Consider the following 16,779-nt stretch of genomic DNA (forward strand, 5'->3'; position numbering starts at 1 on the left):
TCCTGGGCGGGATTGGGGGATGAGTTGAGTCAAGGCCGCGCGGTGCGCAGCGTCTCGACGAGCGAGGCGATGTCGAGCATCGCCGCGGCGGATTCGGGGGCGGCCGGCGTCATGTGCGCGATGCGGCCGAGCAGCGGCGCGTGGTGTTCGCGCTGGAGCCAGTCGCGGAGCGTCGCGACGTTCTCGTCGGCGAACGACATGGCCGGGTCGACGTGGTTCGCGACCCAGCCCGCGAGCGTGAGGCCGCGCTGGCGAATCGCGTCGGCCGTCAGCAGCGCGTGGCTGATGCAGCCGAGCCGCACGCCGACGACGAGCACGACGGGCAGGCCGAGCGCGACCGCGAGATCGGCCGTGTCCTGCGTGTCGTTCAGCGGCACGCGGAAGCCGCCGACGCCTTCGACGACGACGACATCCGCGCGCGTCAGCGCTTCGCGATGGCACGCGACGATCGTGTCGAGATCGAGCGTCACGCCTTCCTGCGCGGCGACGATATGCGGCGCGGCCGGGGCCTTCAGCAGGAACGGCGTGCGCAGCTCGGGCGGCAGCACGACGTTCGCGGCCGCGTCGAGCTGGTCCGCATCCTCGTTGCGCCAGATGCCGTCGCGTTCATACGCGCCGGCCGCGACGGGCTTCAGGGCCGCCGCGCGCAGGCCGTGCCGCGCGAAGCCGTGCAGCATCGCGGCCGATACGAAGGTCTTGCCGATTTCGGTGTCGGTGCCGGTGACGAAAAGGGAGAGCGGGGCCGTCATGCAGCTTCCTCGCTGGCTTCGATCAACGCGGCTTCGAGCCGCGCGAGATCGTCGAACGAATGCGCGGCCGACAGCGATACGCGCAGCCGTGACGTCCCAACGGGCACCGTCGGCGGCCGGATCGCGGGCACCCACAGGCCGTGTGCGTCGAGCGCGCGCATCGCCGCGAGCGTCGCGTCGTTGCTGCCGATCACGAGCGGCTGCACGGCCGTGTGCGAATCGACCGGCTGCCAGCGCGTGTTGCGCAGCAGCGCCCGCGTGCGTTCGATCAGCGTGGCGAGATGCGCGCGTCGCGCGTCGCCTTCGTCGCCCGCGATCACCTTCAGGCTGGCCGATACCGCGTGCGCGACGGCCGGCGGCGCGGCCGTCGTGAAGATGTAGCTGCGCGCGCGCTGGATCATCCATTCGATCACGGTCTCGTGCGCGATCACGAATGCGCCCGCGACGCCGGCAGCCTTGCCGAGCGTGCCGACGTACACGAGATGAGGCGAACGCAGCGCGGCCGCCGCGAGCGCGCCGCGGCCCTGGGGGCCAAGCACGCCGAAGCCGTGCGCATCGTCGACGACGAGCCATGCGCCGTGACGTTCGGCCAGCGCGACGAGTTCGGCGAGCGGCGCGACATCGCCGTCCATGCTGAACACGGTGTCGCTGACGATCAGTTTCGTTTCGGCATCCGATGCTTCGAGCAGCGCGGCGAGCGCGGCCGTGTCCGCATGCGGATAGACCTGCACGTTCGCGCGCGACAGCCGCATGCCGTCGATCAGCGACGCGTGGTTCAGCGCGTCGGAGAAGATCGTCGCGCCCTTGGCCGTCAGCGCCGTCATCGCGGCGAGGTTCGCCATGTAGCCGGTGCTGAAGTACAGCGCGCGCGGCGCGTCGCTGAAGCCGCCCGCGAAGCCCGCGAGTTCGTCCTCGAGCGTCGCGTGCGCGCGCGAATGGCCGCCGAGCAGGTGCGAGCCGCCGCTGCCGGAACCGTAGCGCTGCGCGCCTTCGGCGAACGCGGCGACGAGCGCCGGGTGCGCGGCGAGGCCGAGATAGTCGTTGCTAGCGAAGCCGACGATCTCGCGGCCGTCGACGGTCATGCGCGCGTCGCACGCGGTGTCGGCGGTGCGGCGCACACGGCGCAGCCCTTGCGCGTCGAGATCGGCGAGACCGCGTTGCAGGGTGTCGAGCAGAGGGTTCGTCACTGCCTCCCGCCGGGCCGTCCCGAGGGAGGCGGCAGCCCCCTCGGGGGGAGCCGTGCATGGGACCGGAGTAAGCGCCGAAGCGCCAACTCCGGTCGACAGCGAACGAAGTGAGCGTGGGGGCTGTTGTGTCATCGGCCGATTTCCTCCAGCGTTGCGTCGAGCGTGTCGCGCGTGCGCTGCGCAAGCCACGCGATGTCGTCGTCGCTCATCACGTACGGCGGCATCAGGTACACGGTTGTGCCGATCGGGCGCAGCAGCAGTTCGCGCTCCAGCGCGCGTTCGAAGAAGCGCCGCGAGAAGCCGCGCGCCGCATCGCCGTCGAGCGCGACGTCGAACGCGAACAGCGTGCCGCGCTCGCGCAGGTGGCGCACCTGCGGGTGCGCATCGAGCGGCGCGAGCGCCGCGCGCATCGTCGCCGACTTGCGGGCATTGGCCGCGAGCACGTCGTCGCGTGCGAACAGGTCGAGCGTCGCGACCGCCGCGCGGCACGCGAGCGGGTTGCCCGTGTACGAATGCGAGTGCAGGAAGCCGCGCGTCGTGTCGTCGTCGTAGAACGCCGCGAACACGTCGTCGCGCGTGAGCACGAGCGACAGCGGCAGGTAGCCGCCGCTGATGCCCTTCGACAGGCACAGGAAATCGGGCCAGACGCCGGCCTGCTCGCACGCGAAGAAGGTGCCCGTGCGGCCGCAGCCGACCGCGATCTCGTCGGCGATCAGGTGCACGCCGAATTCGTCGCACAGCGCGCGCAGCCCGCGCACGTATGACGGATCGTGCATCGCCATGCCGGCCGCGCATTGCACGAGCGGCTCGACGATCAGCGCGGCGATCCGGTCGCCGCGTTCGGCGAACAGGCGCCGCACGTCCGCGAGCGCGCGTCCCGCGACGTCGGCGGCCGTCTCGCCCGGCAGCGCGCCGCGCGTATCGGGCGACGCGACGACATGCGCATGGCGGATCAACGGGTCGTACGCATCCTTGAACAGCGCGACGTCGGTCACGCCGAGCGCGCCGATCGTCTCGCCGTGATAGCTGTTCGCGACGCAGACGAATTCCTGCTTCCCCGCGCGGCCGCGGTTGCGCCACGCGTGGAAGCTCATCTTCAGCGCGATCTCGACGGCCGACGCGCCGTCCGACGCGAAGAACGCATGGCCGAGCGTGCGCGCGGTGAGCGCGTGCAGCCGCTCGGCGAGCTCGATCGCGGGCTCGTGCGTGCAACCGGCGAGCATCGCGTGCTCGAGCGTGTCGAGCTGGTCCTTCAGCGCCGCGTTGATGTCCGGGTTCGCATGGCCGAACAGGTTGACCCACCACGAACTGATCGCGTCGAAGTAGCGGCGGCCGTCGCGGTCGTACAGCCACACGCCCGCGCCGCGCGCGACGGGGACGAGCGGCAGGCGCTCGTGATGCTTCATCTGGGTGCAGGGATGCCAGACCGCGCGCAGGCTGCGCGCGACCCAGTCGTCGGTGGCTGGCGTACTCAAGGCAACTCCGGGGGGTAAAACGGCTGCGCGGCATCGACGGGATGCCGCGCAGCGAGACACGAAACGCGCTGAGATTAGCGTGTTCCGCGACACGTTGCACTAGCGGTTACAAACGCCGCAAAGCCTTGTGGAGCGGGAGTTCGGCGCAGTTCAGGGGCGCTCGGAACGGTACGCGGCGGATGCGTGGAAATGGCCGCAGATGACGACGTTCGAGTGACACCCCCCGACAGGAAAAATCGCGGGGTACGGGGCGGCGCGATCGCGAAAAATCGGGGATCGAAGAAGGGCGCGGTAGAGCGGGTTGGTGAAGCGAGGTGACGTCACGCGCGAAAGGCGGCGGCCGAATGATCTGCGGAATCGGGTGTGAAAACGGGCTGCCGGAACGGCATGCGACGGCGCGCGGCGCGATCGCGAGCGGGAGAACCGCGGAGAAAGCAGAAGGGGCGCGGCGTGCGGGCCGCCGCGCGTCAGCGCGAAGCCAGCGCGCGCGTATCGGTGTCGCGCGTGTTGCCGTCGCCGTTGTCGGCCGTCTGCGTCGTGTTCGCGTTCCACACGACGCGGTCGTTGACCGCATACAGCCGGCACGCGCCCGCGTCTTGCTTCGCGCAATTGTCGAGCGCGAGCGCCATCGGGTCGTCGCCGCCTTCGGCCCACGACCACGCGCCCGCCGACGACACCGCGAACGCGCGGCTCGGATGCTGGTTCAGGAAGCGGCGATAGCCTTCGCGGCCGGCTTCGTCGACATACGGCACCGCGTTGACCGCGTCGATGGACGCATAGCCGGTCGCCTTGGGCTCGTGCGGGTTCGCGACCGCATAGCGTACCGAGGTCGGCAGGTTCAGTTGCGCGAGGAATGCATTGACGGCCGGCCACCAGATGGGCACGCCGTCGCGATCGACGATCAGCCGGTGCGCGTCGTCCTTGTAGCGGCCGAAATCGATGAACCGGGCCTGCGTGCCGTGCGACACGTACGCGTCGTGCATTTGCGCGACGAGCGCGGGCGTCCACACCGAATCGTTGTCGCCGTACAGCCACAGCGACCGCACGGCCGTGTGCGCGCCGTACTGGTCGAACGCGTCGACGAGGTTGCGCTGCCAGCCGTCGCACAGGTCCTGGCGCAGCCCGCCGGAGAAGTTGATGATGCCGCGCACGCCCGGTGCGGCTTCGGTGCCGTACGCGATCGATGCGAGGCCGCCGTGCGACGTGCCGGCGACGACGATGCGCGACGCATCGACGTACGACTGGCGCGACATGTAGCGAACCGTCGCGTCGACGTCGGCGGCCTGCGCGAGGCCGTTCTTGCCGACGTCGCAGCCTTCCTGCTGGTACGTGCCGCCCGAACCGGCGAAGCCCTGGCGGTTCGGCGCGATCACCGCATAGCCGCGACGCACGAATTCGCGTGCGAACGCGAGCGGCCGGCTGCGCGGCTGCAAATGGAGATCGCCGGTGTTCTTGCCGTGGTTGAAGACGACGAGCGGGAACGGGCCGGGGCCGTCCGGCTTGAAGAGCGTCGCCTCGAGCGTGACGGAGCCCGACGCATCGGCCGGAATGCGGAGGATCTGCTCGTTGAGGCCGGCCGCGACCTGCGGCAGGTTCGAGTCGCCGTAATCGAAGCGCTCGGCGTGGGCGAGCGGCCCGCTGGCGGTGCCGGCACCCGTATTCGCGTTCGGCAGCGTACCGGCCTGAGCGGCCGACAGCGCACCGGCCGCCATCCATCCCACCAATACCTTGCTGAACGCCATTCGTAAGCCCCGCCATGCAACATGACCAATTCGAGGTCATCGTAGCCCGACAAAATCGGGTTGTGCAATGCGGGAATTACCCGGCGTCTGACACAGCAACAATTTGTCAGCGTTCGCTTACTTCGCCGTCGACATAGCGCCAGAAACCCTGCTCGTCGCGCTCGAAACGGCTCGTCTCGTGGAGCCGGTAAGCGCGTCCGCCAACCTTGTAGCGGGCCACGAATTCGACTTCCGCGTGCCGTTCGTCGAGCGGCACATGGCGTTTTACCGCGAGGCCGAGCCAGCGCGGCGCGTCGGGCGCGTCGGGGTCGGTGTCGAGATCGGGCGGGCAGGTGCGCGCCGCCCACGTCGCGCGCAGGTAGCCGGTCGCGCCGAGCACGTACGCGCTGTACCGCGAGCGCATCAACTCGAGCGCGGTCGGCGCGGCTTCGCCGCCGTCGATGAAGCGGCCGCAGCAGGCCGCGTAGCGCGGCGCCGGGGCTTTGCCGGCGGGAGCGGGGGACGCGCCGCCGCACGGGCACGCGTCAGGTCGGTTCAAAATCATGCGAAACGGGAATTAACGACGATTGGTTGTCGGCATGCTCACCAGCTCAGCTCGATGCCGTCGTACTGGAAGAACCGGCCGTTTGCCTGCGACACGTCCGCGCCGGATTCGGCGATCACGCGGCGCATGCCGGTCACGCTGGTTTCCGGATCGATCGCGGCCTGCGCGCCGCCCATGTCGGTGCGCACCCAGCCGGGATGGAGCGAGATGCAGGCGGCGTGGCGGGTCTGCAGCGATGCGATCCGCAGCACGTCGTTCAGCGCGGCCTTGCTTGCGCGGTACAGCCAGCCGGTCGTGCCGGTCGCCTCGGCGATGCTGCCCATCCGGCTCGACACGACCGCCAGCACGCCGCGCGCATCCTCGACGAGCGGCAGCAGGATCGGCAGCAACTGCATCGGCCCGCGCACGTTCGTATGCATGACCGCGTCGAAATCCTCGGCGGTGATCGCCTCGACGCCCTCGGTGCGCGGCCCGTAGACGCCCGATACGAGCACGGCCGCATCGAGCCGCTCGCCGTCGAGCTTCCAGCCGAGCGCCGCGATCTGCTCGGGCTGCGCGATGTCGAGCGCATGCGCCTGTGCGCCGAGCGCGCGCAGCGCGGCGAGCGACGCTTCGTCGCGCGCGGTGGCGATCACGTTCCAGCCGTCGCGCCGGTATTGCCGGACAAATTCGCGGCCGAGGCCGCGCGATGCGCCAACGATCAATATGGTTTTCATGCTCGTCGCTCCTTTCCTTGGCACCGCCTTGGCAGTCCCGGCGTCAGATTCGTTCGATGCGTGTCGTGGCCGCGTTGTGGCACCGCGGAGGCTTCGGCGTTACTTCGCGTCCCCGCACGGCTTCAGCGTGTCGGCGACCGCCTGCGCGACGTCGTCGAGCCGTGCCGCGTCCGCCGCGACCATGTCGTTGTCGGGTGCGTGCTGGCCGCGTGCGGTGAGCGCGGCGACGCAGCGCTTGTAGGTTTCGTCGAGCGCGTCGAAGTTCGACACGGCCATCCCGAGGTTGCGCATCCGCCCGTCGTGCACGCCGTACACGAGCCCGTGCACGGTGAGCGACTGGCCGCGCGCCCATGCGTCGTTGACGATCGTCGTGCGGCACACGTTGACGACCTGCTCGATCGCGTTCAGCTCGATCAGGCGGCGATAGCGCGCTTCGCCCACCGGCCATTCGTCGAGCAGCGCCGCATGGCGCTCGCGCACGTCCTGCACGTGATGCAGCCAGTTGTCCGCGAGGCCGACGCGCCGGTTGTGCAGCGCCGCGTTCACGCCCGAGCAGCCGTAGTGGCCGACGACCATGATGTGCTTCACGCGCAGGATGTCGACCGCGAACTGGATCACCGACAGGCAGTTCAGGTCGCTGTGCACGACGACGTTCGCGATGTTGCGGTGCACGAACACTTCGCCCGGCGGCAGCCCGATGATCTGGTTCGCCGGCACGCGCGAATCCGAGCAGCCGATCCACAGATATTCCGGCGCCTGCTGGTCGGCGAGACGCGTGAAGAACTCCGGATCGTCGGCGAGCTTGCGCTTGACCCAGGCGTCGTTGTTGTCGAACAGGTGTGAAAGCGGATTGACTTGGGTGTTCATCAGTGTGGATTCCGTGTGCGGAAATCAGGGTGCTGGCGGGTTCGGTGTAACCGGCGTCAGGCGGCGCGCTGCGCGTCGCCTGCGCCGTCGTTCTGGTCCGTCGCGCCGAAGCGCGCGGGGTAGCGTACGCAAAAGCGCAATGCTGCGTCGTACGGATAAAAATCGGGCAATTCGCCCTGCATCAGCTTGTCCTTGCTCGCCTGCCACAGCGCGGGATCGAAAAAATCCGCGTGATGCTTCATGAAGACGCCGCGCACGCGCGGGTCGCCGAGCAGGAACGGCCCGTAGGTCTCCGGAAAGATGTCGTGCGGGCCGACGGTATACCACGGTTCGCCGGACAGCTCGTCTTCCTCGTTGCGCGGCAGCGGCACGCGGCGCACGTTGCAGTCGGTCAGGTATTCGATCTCGTCGTAGTCGTAGAACACGACGCGGCCGTGGCGCGTGACGCCGAAGTTCTTGTACAGCATGTCGCCGGGGAAGATGTTCGCCTTCATCAGCTCCTTCACCGCGTTGCCGTACTCCTTCACGCCGTGCTCGACGTCCGCGTCGGTGCCGTTCTGCAGGTACAGGTTGAGCGGCGTCATCCGGCGCTCGATGTACAGGTGCTTGATCACGAGATTGCCGTCCTCGTATTCGAGCAGCGACGGCACTTCCTTCTCGAGCTCGCGCACGAGCGCGTGGTCGAGCCGCGCGAGCGGCAGCGCGACGCTCGAATACTCGAGCGTGTCGGCCATCCGCCCGAGGCGGTCGTGACGCTTCACGAGCTGGTACTTCTCCATGATCTGCGCGCGCGTCGTTTCCTTCGGCGGCGGGAATTGATCCTTGATGATCTTGAACACGTACGGGAACGACGGCAGCGTGAACACGAGCATCACGAGGCCCTTGATCCCGGGCGCGATGATGAAACGGTCGCTCGAATGCGACAGGTGGTGCAGCAGGTCGCGGTAGAACAGGTTCTTGCCCTGCTTCTGCAGGCCGACCGACGTGTAGATCTCCGCCTTCGGCTTGCCGGGCATGATCGTGCACAGGAAGTCGACGTACGCGGACGGCACGCCCATGTCGACGAGGAAATACGAGTGCGAGAAGCTGAAGATGATCTGCAGCAGGTCGCGGCGCAGCAGTACGGTGTCGAGCGTGAGCAGGCCCGGACGCACGTGGCGGATCGGCACCGCGAACGGCAGCACGCGGTCGGCGTTGATGATGCGGCCGACGATGTACGCGCTCTTGTTGCGGAAGAACAGCGACGACAGCACGTGGATCTGGAAATTCGGCGCTTCGTCGAAGCGGCCGAATTCGTCGTCGATCGCCTGCATCACGCACGCGATGTCGCGCGCGAGATCCTCGAACGCCGGTTCGAGCTGGAAGTTCGTGACGATACGCTCGAGCGTGACCGCGAGCCCGTCGGTGCCCGGATAGTACGCGCGGTAGGTCGGTTTCGCGGCCGGCTCGTCGTTCTCGAGATACTCGGTCGAGATCGCCGGGCGCACGAAGATGAAATCGTTGCTGAAGTACGAGCGGTGCAGGATCTTGCAGCACACCGAATTGAAGAAGGTTTCCGCGCACTCGGGCTGGCAGTGCGACGTGAGCAGGCCGATGTAGTGCAGCTTGATCTGCTGCCACACTTCGTCGTCGATGTTCTCCGCATCGTATTCGTCTTCCAGCACCTCGACGCATTCCTTCACGCGATCGTCGTACGACGTGATCCGCTCGCGCGCGAGCCGCTGCAGCCCGTGCCAGTCGCCGCGCTCGTACAGCGTCTTCGCATCGACCGCCGCTTCGCGGAAGATCCGGTAATGGCGATCGAAGTTTTCGAGCATCGTCTGTGCGATGTCGAAACCGATCTGCGACGACAGCAGTTTGGGGAAGTGATTCATCGCGTGCAGGCTCGTTCGGGAGGGGCTGTAAGCACTCGCCATTTTAGCGCCCAAGCGGGCTTTTCAAAGACTTTGCGGCGATGCATGGCCGGCCGGCAAGCGGCGGGTTATCCACCGTTGGGTACCGTTCGGTGCATCTTCGCGTAAAGATACGGGTACGGAACCGATTCTGGCACGAACTTTTTTTGACGGGCCGGCGGCGGCCGGGCACGCGTTCCGCGGGACGGCGATAGAATCGACGCAACGCCCGCCATGGCCCGCCGCCGGCGCGCATTCGCACAGACAACGACGAGACGCCCCACCGATGAACGCACTGGAACACCAACTCGACTATCCCTTCGCCGACACGCTGCCCGCCGCGGGCGACACGTTCGAGGTCGCGCCCGGCGTGCGCTGGCTGCGCATGCCGCTGCCGTTCTCGCTCGACCACATCAATCTCTGGCTGCTGCGCGACGAGATCGACGGGCAGGCCGGCTGGACGATCGTCGATTGCGGGATCTCGTCGGATGCGATCCGCACGCACTGGGAGCAGATCTTCGACACGCATCTCGACGGCCTGCCCGTGCTGCGCGTGCTCGTCACGCACTGCCATCCCGATCACTTCGGTCTGGCGAACTGGCTGTGCGAAGGCGGCGACAAGGGCCGCTGGAACGTGCGGCTGTGGATGACGCTCGGCGAATACCTGTTCGGCTGCCTGATGGCGGCCGGCAACGGCTCGAACGCGGGCGGCGCGGCCGCCGCCGATCACTTCGCGCGCCACGGGCTGACCGATCCGGCCGCGCTCGACAAGCTGCGCAACCGCCGCAACTACTACTCGGATCTCGTGCCGGCCGTGCCGCCGCGCTACCGGCGCCTGCGCGAAGGCGACGCGGTGACGATCGGCGCGCGCACGTGGCGCGTCGTGACCGGTTTCGGCCATTCGCCTGAACATTGCGCGCTGCACAGCGAAGCGGACGGCGTGCTGATCTCCGGCGACATGGTGCTGCCGCGCATCTCGACGAACGTGTCCGTGTTCGACCTCGAGCCGGAAGCGAACCCGCTCGCGCTGTACCTGCAGTCGCTCGGCCGCTACGAGACGATGGCGCCCGACACGCTGGTGCTGCCGTCGCACGGCAAGCCGTTCCGCGGCGTGCGCACGCGTATCGCGCAACTGCGCGAACACCACGACGCGCGGCTCGACGAGGTACGCGTCGCGTGCGCGGAACAGCCGATGAGCGCGGCCGACATCGTGCCGATCATGTTCCGCCGCCGCGAGCTCGATATCCACCAGATGACGTTCGCGCTCGGCGAGGCGCTCGCGCACCTGAACCTGCTGTGGCTCGCGGGCGAACTCGTGCGCGAGCAGGGCGACGACGGCGTGCTGCGGTTCCGCACCGCCGGCTGACAGCGCCTCGTTCTGCTTACCCGACGGGTTCGTAACGCCACCCGTCGCGATGCCATTGCATCGTGTGCGTCGGTTCGAGCGCCGCGAGAAACGCGGGGTCGTGCGACGCGACCACGATCGCGCCCGGGAAGCCGGCCAGTGCGGCTTCGATCGCGCGCACCGATTCGAGATCGAGGTGATTGGTCGGCTCGTCGAGCAGCAGCAATTGCGCGGGCGTGCCGCGCCACAACGCACACGCGAGCGCGGCCTTCAGCCGTTCGCCGCCGCTCAGTTGCCGCGCCGGCTGCGTCGCGCGCGCCGCGTCGAGCTGCAGCAGCGCGAGGCGGCTGCGCAGGTCGCCTTCGGCGAGCGGCGTATCGAGCAGCCCCAACTGCTCGACGATCGAACGTCCGGGATCGAGCAGCGCGAGCCGCTGGTCGAGATACGCGGCGCTCACGTGCGTCGTGCAGGTGCCTGAACGCGGCGCGAGTTCGCCCGCGAGCATCCGCAGCAACGTCGATTTGCCGCAGCCGTTCGGGCCCGTCAGCGCGATGCGCACGGCGCCGCTCGCCGACCACGTGATCGCCTCGGCAGCGCCGGCGACGCGCCACGGCAGTTGCGCGCGTTCGAGCGTGAACAGCTGACGGCGCGCGCTGATCCCGGTGCCCGGCAGCGACACGAGCACGGGTGCGTCGGCTTCGACGCGCGCCGCCGCTTCCTGCACGCGTTCGTCGAGCGTCGCCTTGAAGTCGCTCTGATGACGCAGGACCGTCCCCATGATGTTGCGTGCCGCCCCCTTGCGGCTCTGGCGCGCCCCCGACGACAGGTTGACCGTCTTCGCATTGCGCAGCGACGCGGCCGCGTGACGCTGGATCGTGTCGTGTTCCTGTTCGAGCCTGCGCCTGACGCGTCCGCGCTCGGTGCGCGCATGATCGAGCGCCGCTTGCGCGGCATCCTGTTCCGCGTCGCGCTGCGCGCGATAGAGCGCGTAGTTGCCGCCGTACGAGCGCGCGCCTTGCGGCGTCAGCTCGACGATGCGCTGCACGCCGGCCAGCAGTGCGCGGTCGTGGCTCACGATCACGAGGCCGCCACGCCAGCCGTCGAGCGCCGCACGCAGCCACGCGCGGCCCGGTGCGTCGAGATGGTTGGTCGGTTCGTCGAGCACGAGCAGGCCGGCGCCGGACAGCATGGCGCCGATCAGCGCGACACGCGCGAGCTGCCCGCCGCTCAGCGCCTGCGCGGGCGTATCGGGGCGCACGTCGTGCAGGCCGGCCGCGTCGAGCGCCGTGCGCAGCCGCTCGGCGAGATCCCAGCGATCGCCGATCAGGTCGAAGTCGTGCGGCTCCGCGCGGCCGTCCGCGAGACGCGCCAGCGCGCCGAGCGGCGCATCGAGCGCGGCGATCTGCGCGACGCTCCGCGGGCCGGCCGCTGCGTCGTCGTGCTGCTGCGCGACGTAGACGACCGGCGTATGCCGGTCGATCGTCCCCGCGCTCGCCGTGCAGCGGCCCGCGATCAATTGCGCGAGCAGGCTCTTGCCGATGCCGTTGCGGCCGACGATGCCCGTCGGCGTGCGGTCGATGGAAAGGTCGAGCGAATCGAACAGCGTGACGCCGTCGTCGAAGCGGAAGGAAACGTGATGAAGCGCGACGAGCGCGCCGGTGGGCGTGGCTGCAGCCATAAGCACCTCCGAAAATGCGTGAAGACCTTCGCGCGCGGCGTGCGTGGCACGGCGGCGAAAACATTTTGGGAAGGCTTAGTTGTTCACTTTGGCTGGCGTCCGGTATGAGGAATGAGCGCGCAGTGTAGCAAGCGCGGCGCGCGGGCCGCAAGCGACGGGCCGGGGAAACGTCGCTTGCACGCCACGCGCGATGACCGCGTTACTGCACCGAGACCGTCGTGAAGTTCTGCCGTCCGAACGGACTCACGTGATAGCCGCTCACGTTCGTGCGCGTGAGCGCGGCCGCGGTCGGGTAGCCGAGCGGGATCCACAGCGCCTGGTCGTGGATGATCTTCTGCGCCGCTTCGTACAGCTTCGCGCGCTTGCCCTGGTCGGCGGTCGACTTGCCGTCGGCGATCAGCTTGTCGAGCTGCGCATCGCAGAAGCGCGCGAAGTTGACGCCCGACTTCACTGCGTTGCAGCTGAACTGCGGCGACAGGTAGTTGTCCGGATCGCCGTTGTCGCCGGCCCAGCCCATGAACAGCATGTCATGCTGGCCGAGCTTTGCCTGCTTGATCAGCTCGGCCCATTCGATCACCTTCACTTCGGCCTTCACGCCGATCTTCGCGAGGTCGGCCTGCAGCAGTTCCGCGCCGACCTTCGGGTTCGGGTTCAGCACGCTGCCGGTCGGGCGCGTCCAGATCGTCGTCGAGAAGCCGTTCGGGAAGCCGGCCTGCGCGAGCAGCTGCTTCGCCTTCGCGGGATCGTACGCATACGGCGCGACGTCCTTCGCGTAGCTCCACGTGTTCGGCGGATACGGGTTGTTCGCGGCCGTCGCGGTGTTGTCGAACACGACCTTCAGGTAGGTCGCGCGGTCGAACGCGAGGTTCAGCGCCTCGCGCACCTTGTCGTTGTCGAGCGGTTTCTTCTGCGTGTTCAGCGCGACGAACGCGGTCATGAACGCGGGCGTCCGCACGATCTTCAGCGCGCTTTCGCCCTTGGCCGCGAGCACGTCCTGCGGCTTCGGCGACAGCGCGATCTGGCATTCGCCGGCCTTCACCTTCTGCAGGCGCACCGACGGGTCGGGCGTGATCGCATAGATCAGCCGGTCGACCTTCGGCTTCGTGCCCCAGTAGGTCGGGTTCACGTCGTAGCGGATCAGCGCATCCTTCGTATAGCTCTTCAGCACGAACGGGCCCGTGCCGACCGGCTTCGCGTTCAGGTCGGCCTGCTTGCCGGCCTTCAGCAACTGGTCCGCGTATTCGGCCGAGTAGATCGACGCGAAGCCCATCGTCAGGATCGGCACGAACGTCGCGTTCGGCTCGTTCAGCACGAACTTCACCGTGCTGTCGTCGACCTTCGTGACCGACTTCACGAGCTTCACGAGGCCCATCGACTGCGCGTGCGGGAAGCCGCTCGCGCCGGCCACCTTGTGCCACGGGTTCGAATCGTCGAGCATCCGCGTGAACGTGAACACGACGTCGTCCGCGTCGAGCGCGCGGCTCGGCTTGAAGGCGTCGGTGGTCTGGAACGCGACGTTCGGGCGCAGGTGGAACGTGTAGGTGAGGCCGTCGGCGCTCGCTTCCCATTTGTCGGCGAGCGCGGGCACGACCTTCTTCGCGGCTTCGTCGTACGACACGAGCGAGTCGAAGATCACGTCGGCCGACGCGTTGGTCGTGACGAGCGAGTTGTACTGCACGACGTCGAAGCCGTCCGGGCTCGATTCCGTGCAGACGGTGAGCGGCTTGGCGGCGGCGAGGCCGGGGGCGGCGAGTGCGGCGGCGACCGCGGCCGCGGCCGCGGCGAACAGCTTGACGTGCATAGGATCTCCCACGTGGCTTGTGCTTTTTGCTTGATGACGGGATGCAGGCGCGGCCTGGAAGCGAGCGGGGCCGGCGCGGCTGGCGGATAGCATACCGTCAAAGCGCGCGATGCGTGAAAAAAGGCGCCTGAACGCGGTGAATTGACCGAAAAACGGCTGCGTTCGCGACGGAACGGATGTTGGCGCGGCGGGATGGCGCCGCGGCGGCGGTGGGCGGAGCTGGGAACCGAGGGGGCGCTGCGGATCGGCGCGCCGGGGAGGGCGGCGGGAGCGGCACGGGATGTGCCGCGAAACCGAAGTGTCGACACGACGACACGGCTCGGCGCGCGGGCCGAGCCGGGCCCGCGGTGCGTCAGTGCGTGCCGGCTTTCGGCTTGCGCGGTGCCTTCTCGAACAGGCGGTCGTACAGCCAGCGCGGCAGCACGTGCAGCACCTTCGCGACGACGCCCATCTGCCACGGAATCACGCGGAACGCGTGTTGCCGCGCGATCGCGCGCGCCGCGCGCGCGGCGAAGCGGTCGGCGTCCATCAGGAACGGCATCCGGTACGGGTTGTGCGCGGTCATCGGCGTGCGGATGTAGCCGGGCGCGATCGTCACGACGCCGACGCCGGCCGCGCGCAGTTCGACGCGCAGCGATTCGAGGTACTTGATCGCGGCCGATTTCGACGCGCTGTACGCGCCGGAGCCGGGCAGGCCGCGCACGCCGGCGACGCTCGCGACGCCGACCAGCGTGCCGTGGCGCGACGCCGTCATCGGGCCGACGAACGGCTCGAACGTCGCGACCATCCCGTAGTAGTTGATGTCCATCACGTCGCGGAACGTCGCGAGATCGCCCTGGCCCGTGACGGCGCCCTGGCTGATGCCCGCGTTCGCGATCACGACGTCGGGGCAGCCGTGCGTCGCGATGAACGACGCGGCGGCCGTCGCGAGCGCGTCGGCGTCGCGCACGTCGGCGGAATAGACGGAGATGGACAGCTTGGGGAACCGCCGCGCGAACGCATCGAGCGCATCGGTGCGGCGCGCGACGAGTGCGAGCGTGGCGCCCTGGCGGGCGTATTCCTCGGCCATCGCGAGGCCGAGGCCGCTCGACGCGCCGGTGATGAAGACCTTCAGCGGAGTAGTCATGCCGGCGCGTGCGGGGATCAGAGCTTCTTGTCCTGAACCTGCTTCACGAGGAAGTCGAGCACCTGGGCGGTGCCCGGGATGCTGTTCGAGTAAGCGGGACCCGTCTTGTACTTGCCCTGGACGACGACCGTCGGCACGCCGTCGATCGCATAGTCCTTCAGCAGCTTGGCCGACTGGTTCACCTCGCCCTGCACGCTGAACGAGTTGTAGGCATCCATGAACTGCTTCTTGTCCACGCCCTGCGTGGCCAGGAAGTCGGCCTGCGCCTGCGGCGTCAGCAGGTAGTTCTTCTGCTTGTGGATCGCGTTGAAGATCGCCGGCGTGACCTTCTCGGAGATGCCGAGCGCGGACACCGCATAGAACAGCTTCGAGTGCGGGACGAAATCGTCACGGAATGCGACCGGCACGCGCTTGAAGTCGATGTTGTTGCCCTGTTTCTTCACCCAGGCCTCGATCGTCGGCTCGAATTCGTAGCAGTGCGGGCAGCCGTACCAGAAGAACTCGATCACCTCGACCTTGCCGGCCGGCGCGGACACCGGCTGCGGCGACTTCATCACCTCGAAGTCCTTGCCGGCGACCGGTGCGGCGGGCGTTGCCTGGGCGAGGCCGGCAGCCAGGCCCAGGGACAGAAGGAGCGTGCTAAGCAGTTTTTTCATGTTGTGAACGTCGAATCAGTTGCTCGGGTTACGAAACGTAGCGGGTTCTGCGTGGGCTCGGCCGGCTGCTTACTGCTTCGTGAAGCGGATCACCGCCGTGTCGACACCTGCATCGGACAGGCGCTGACGGGCCGAGTTCATATCCTCGAACTTCGAGAACGGGCCGACGCGCACGCGGAAATAGGTCACGCCGCTGACGTCGCGCTTCGACACCTTCGACTCGAAGCCCTGGAAGCCGAGGCGCGCGCGCTGCTGCTCGGCGTCGCCTTCGGTCTTGTACGCGCCGACCTGCAGGAAGTAGCCGGTATTCGCGTCGCTCGCGGTCGGCGGCTTCGCTGCCGCGGCGGCCGCGGCCGACGACGTCGGCTTCGGCGTGTTCGAGGCCAGTTGCTGTTGCTGCTGCTTTTGCGCGGCGGCCTGCTGCGCCTGCTTCTGCGCGGCGAAGCGTGCGAGGTCGTCCTCGCCGGCCTGTTGTTGCTGCTGCGGCGGCTGCGCCTTCTTCGGCGGCGGGTTGTCGGCCGGCTTCGGCGCGACGGCGACACCGTTGCCCGACGACGGATTGTTCGACGCGGTCGTGCTGTTCGAGCTGCCGGTGTTGTTCGAGCCGCTCGAACCGTTGGCCGACGGCTGCACTTCGACGATCTGCGGCTCGGGCAGCAGGCCGCCCTGGGTCTGGTTCGCGGCCTGGCCCGGCGCGGTGTTGGGCGGTGCGGGTTGCGCGGCCTGCGGCACCGGCTGGCCGGGCGTCTTGCCCTGCAGCGCGCGGTTCGGGTCGAACTGCTGCGGCTGGCTCGCGCCGTTGTCGGCCGGCGGCGGCGCGACCTTCGACACGAACGGCGACGGCGAACGCGTGATGTAGAGCGCCACCACCACGGCGATCGCCAGGCCGACGATCAGGCCCAGCACGATTCCAAGAAATGTTCCTCCGGCTTGTTTCGATTGCTTCGAAGATCGGCGTGGTTGTGCCATTGCTTGAGTCACCTGCAAAAAGAATCGTGAAA

Annotated in this window: 14 protein-coding genes; 1 reads left to right on the forward strand and 13 read right to left on the reverse strand. The window is 68.4% G+C overall.

Translation table 11 applies throughout. The annotated features are described in order from the left end of the window. Positions 1 to 29: 29 nt before the first annotated feature. The 8 genes from bioD to aceK all read right to left on the reverse strand — a co-directional run bounded on the left by bioD (position 30) and on the right by aceK (position 9,154). Complete coding sequence (gene bioD / locus BFF94_RS22685) at positions 30 to 749, reverse strand: dethiobiotin synthase (protein ID WP_128841657.1); 720 nt, start codon at positions 747 to 749, stop codon at positions 30 to 32. Then, a complete protein-coding gene (gene bioF / locus BFF94_RS22690; protein ID WP_246637389.1) occupies positions 746 to 2,068 on the reverse strand; it encodes an 8-amino-7-oxononanoate synthase in 1,323 nt (440 codons plus the stop codon). Before bioF ends, bioD begins: the two co-directional genes overlap by 4 nt. After that, the gene (gene bioA / locus BFF94_RS22695; protein ID WP_128841659.1) at positions 2,065 to 3,411 is read right to left on the reverse strand and encodes an adenosylmethionine--8-amino-7-oxononanoate transaminase; all 1,347 of its coding nucleotides are present in this window, start codon (positions 3,409 to 3,411) and stop codon (positions 2,065 to 2,067) included. The genes bioF and bioA overlap by 4 nt, the downstream gene beginning before the upstream one ends. A gap of 467 nt (positions 3,412 to 3,878) precedes the next feature. Beyond that, complete coding sequence (locus BFF94_RS22700; RefSeq protein WP_128841660.1) at positions 3,879 to 5,153, reverse strand: dienelactone hydrolase family protein; 1,275 nt, start codon at positions 5,151 to 5,153, stop codon at positions 3,879 to 3,881. A gap of 106 nt (positions 5,154 to 5,259) precedes the next feature. Next, a complete protein-coding gene (locus tag BFF94_RS22705) occupies positions 5,260 to 5,697 on the reverse strand; it encodes a YchJ family protein (protein WP_219139868.1) in 438 nt (145 codons plus the stop codon). A gap of 38 nt (positions 5,698 to 5,735) precedes the next feature. Beyond that, a complete protein-coding gene (locus BFF94_RS22710; protein WP_128841662.1) occupies positions 5,736 to 6,413 on the reverse strand; it encodes an SDR family oxidoreductase in 678 nt (225 codons plus the stop codon). A gap of 99 nt (positions 6,414 to 6,512) precedes the next feature. Continuing rightward, positions 6,513 to 7,280, reverse strand: a complete 768-nt coding sequence (gene can / locus BFF94_RS22715) for a carbonate dehydratase (RefSeq protein ID WP_128841663.1) — start codon at positions 7,278 to 7,280, stop codon at positions 6,513 to 6,515. A gap of 56 nt (positions 7,281 to 7,336) precedes the next feature. Further along, complete coding sequence (gene aceK, locus BFF94_RS22720) at positions 7,337 to 9,154, reverse strand: bifunctional isocitrate dehydrogenase kinase/phosphatase (protein ID WP_128841664.1); 1,818 nt, start codon at positions 9,152 to 9,154, stop codon at positions 7,337 to 7,339. A gap of 304 nt (positions 9,155 to 9,458) precedes the next feature. On the opposite strand from aceK, the gene BFF94_RS22725 reads away from it, so the two are divergent. Continuing rightward, complete coding sequence (locus BFF94_RS22725) at positions 9,459 to 10,538, forward strand: MBL fold metallo-hydrolase (protein ID WP_219139869.1); 1,080 nt, start codon at positions 9,459 to 9,461, stop codon at positions 10,536 to 10,538. A 16-nt stretch (positions 10,539 to 10,554) separates the two neighbouring features. Here the strand turns inward: BFF94_RS22725 and BFF94_RS22730 are convergent, their stop codons facing one another. The 5 genes from BFF94_RS22730 to BFF94_RS22750 all read right to left on the reverse strand — a co-directional run bounded on the left by BFF94_RS22730 (position 10,555) and on the right by BFF94_RS22750 (position 16,747). Beyond that, on the reverse strand, positions 10,555 to 12,195 hold the full coding sequence (locus BFF94_RS22730; RefSeq protein WP_219139870.1) for an ABC-F family ATP-binding cassette domain-containing protein: 1,641 nt from the start codon (positions 12,193 to 12,195) through the stop codon (positions 10,555 to 10,557). 199 nt (positions 12,196 to 12,394) lie between these two features. Beyond that, complete coding sequence (locus tag BFF94_RS22735) at positions 12,395 to 13,996, reverse strand: ABC transporter substrate-binding protein (protein WP_219139871.1); 1,602 nt, start codon at positions 13,994 to 13,996, stop codon at positions 12,395 to 12,397. Positions 13,997 to 14,348: 352 nt separating this feature from the next. After that, positions 14,349 to 15,122, reverse strand: coding sequence for an SDR family oxidoreductase (locus BFF94_RS22740; protein WP_128843416.1), 774 nt, complete (start codon positions 15,120 to 15,122; stop codon positions 14,349 to 14,351). A 17-nt stretch (positions 15,123 to 15,139) separates the two neighbouring features. Further along, the gene (locus tag BFF94_RS22745) at positions 15,140 to 15,778 is read right to left on the reverse strand and encodes a thiol:disulfide interchange protein DsbA/DsbL (RefSeq protein ID WP_128843415.1); all 639 of its coding nucleotides are present in this window, start codon (positions 15,776 to 15,778) and stop codon (positions 15,140 to 15,142) included. Positions 15,779 to 15,847: 69 nt separating this feature from the next. Then, positions 15,848 to 16,747 (reverse strand): SPOR domain-containing protein, encoded by a 900-nt coding sequence (locus tag BFF94_RS22750; RefSeq protein WP_128843414.1) that lies wholly within the window; start codon positions 16,745 to 16,747, stop codon positions 15,848 to 15,850. Between the last annotated feature and the right edge of the window lie 32 nt (positions 16,748 to 16,779).

The sequence above is a fragment of the Burkholderia catarinensis genome (genome assembly GCF_001883705.2).
In the GTDB taxonomy this organism is placed as follows: domain Bacteria; phylum Pseudomonadota; class Gammaproteobacteria; order Burkholderiales; family Burkholderiaceae; genus Burkholderia; species Burkholderia catarinensis.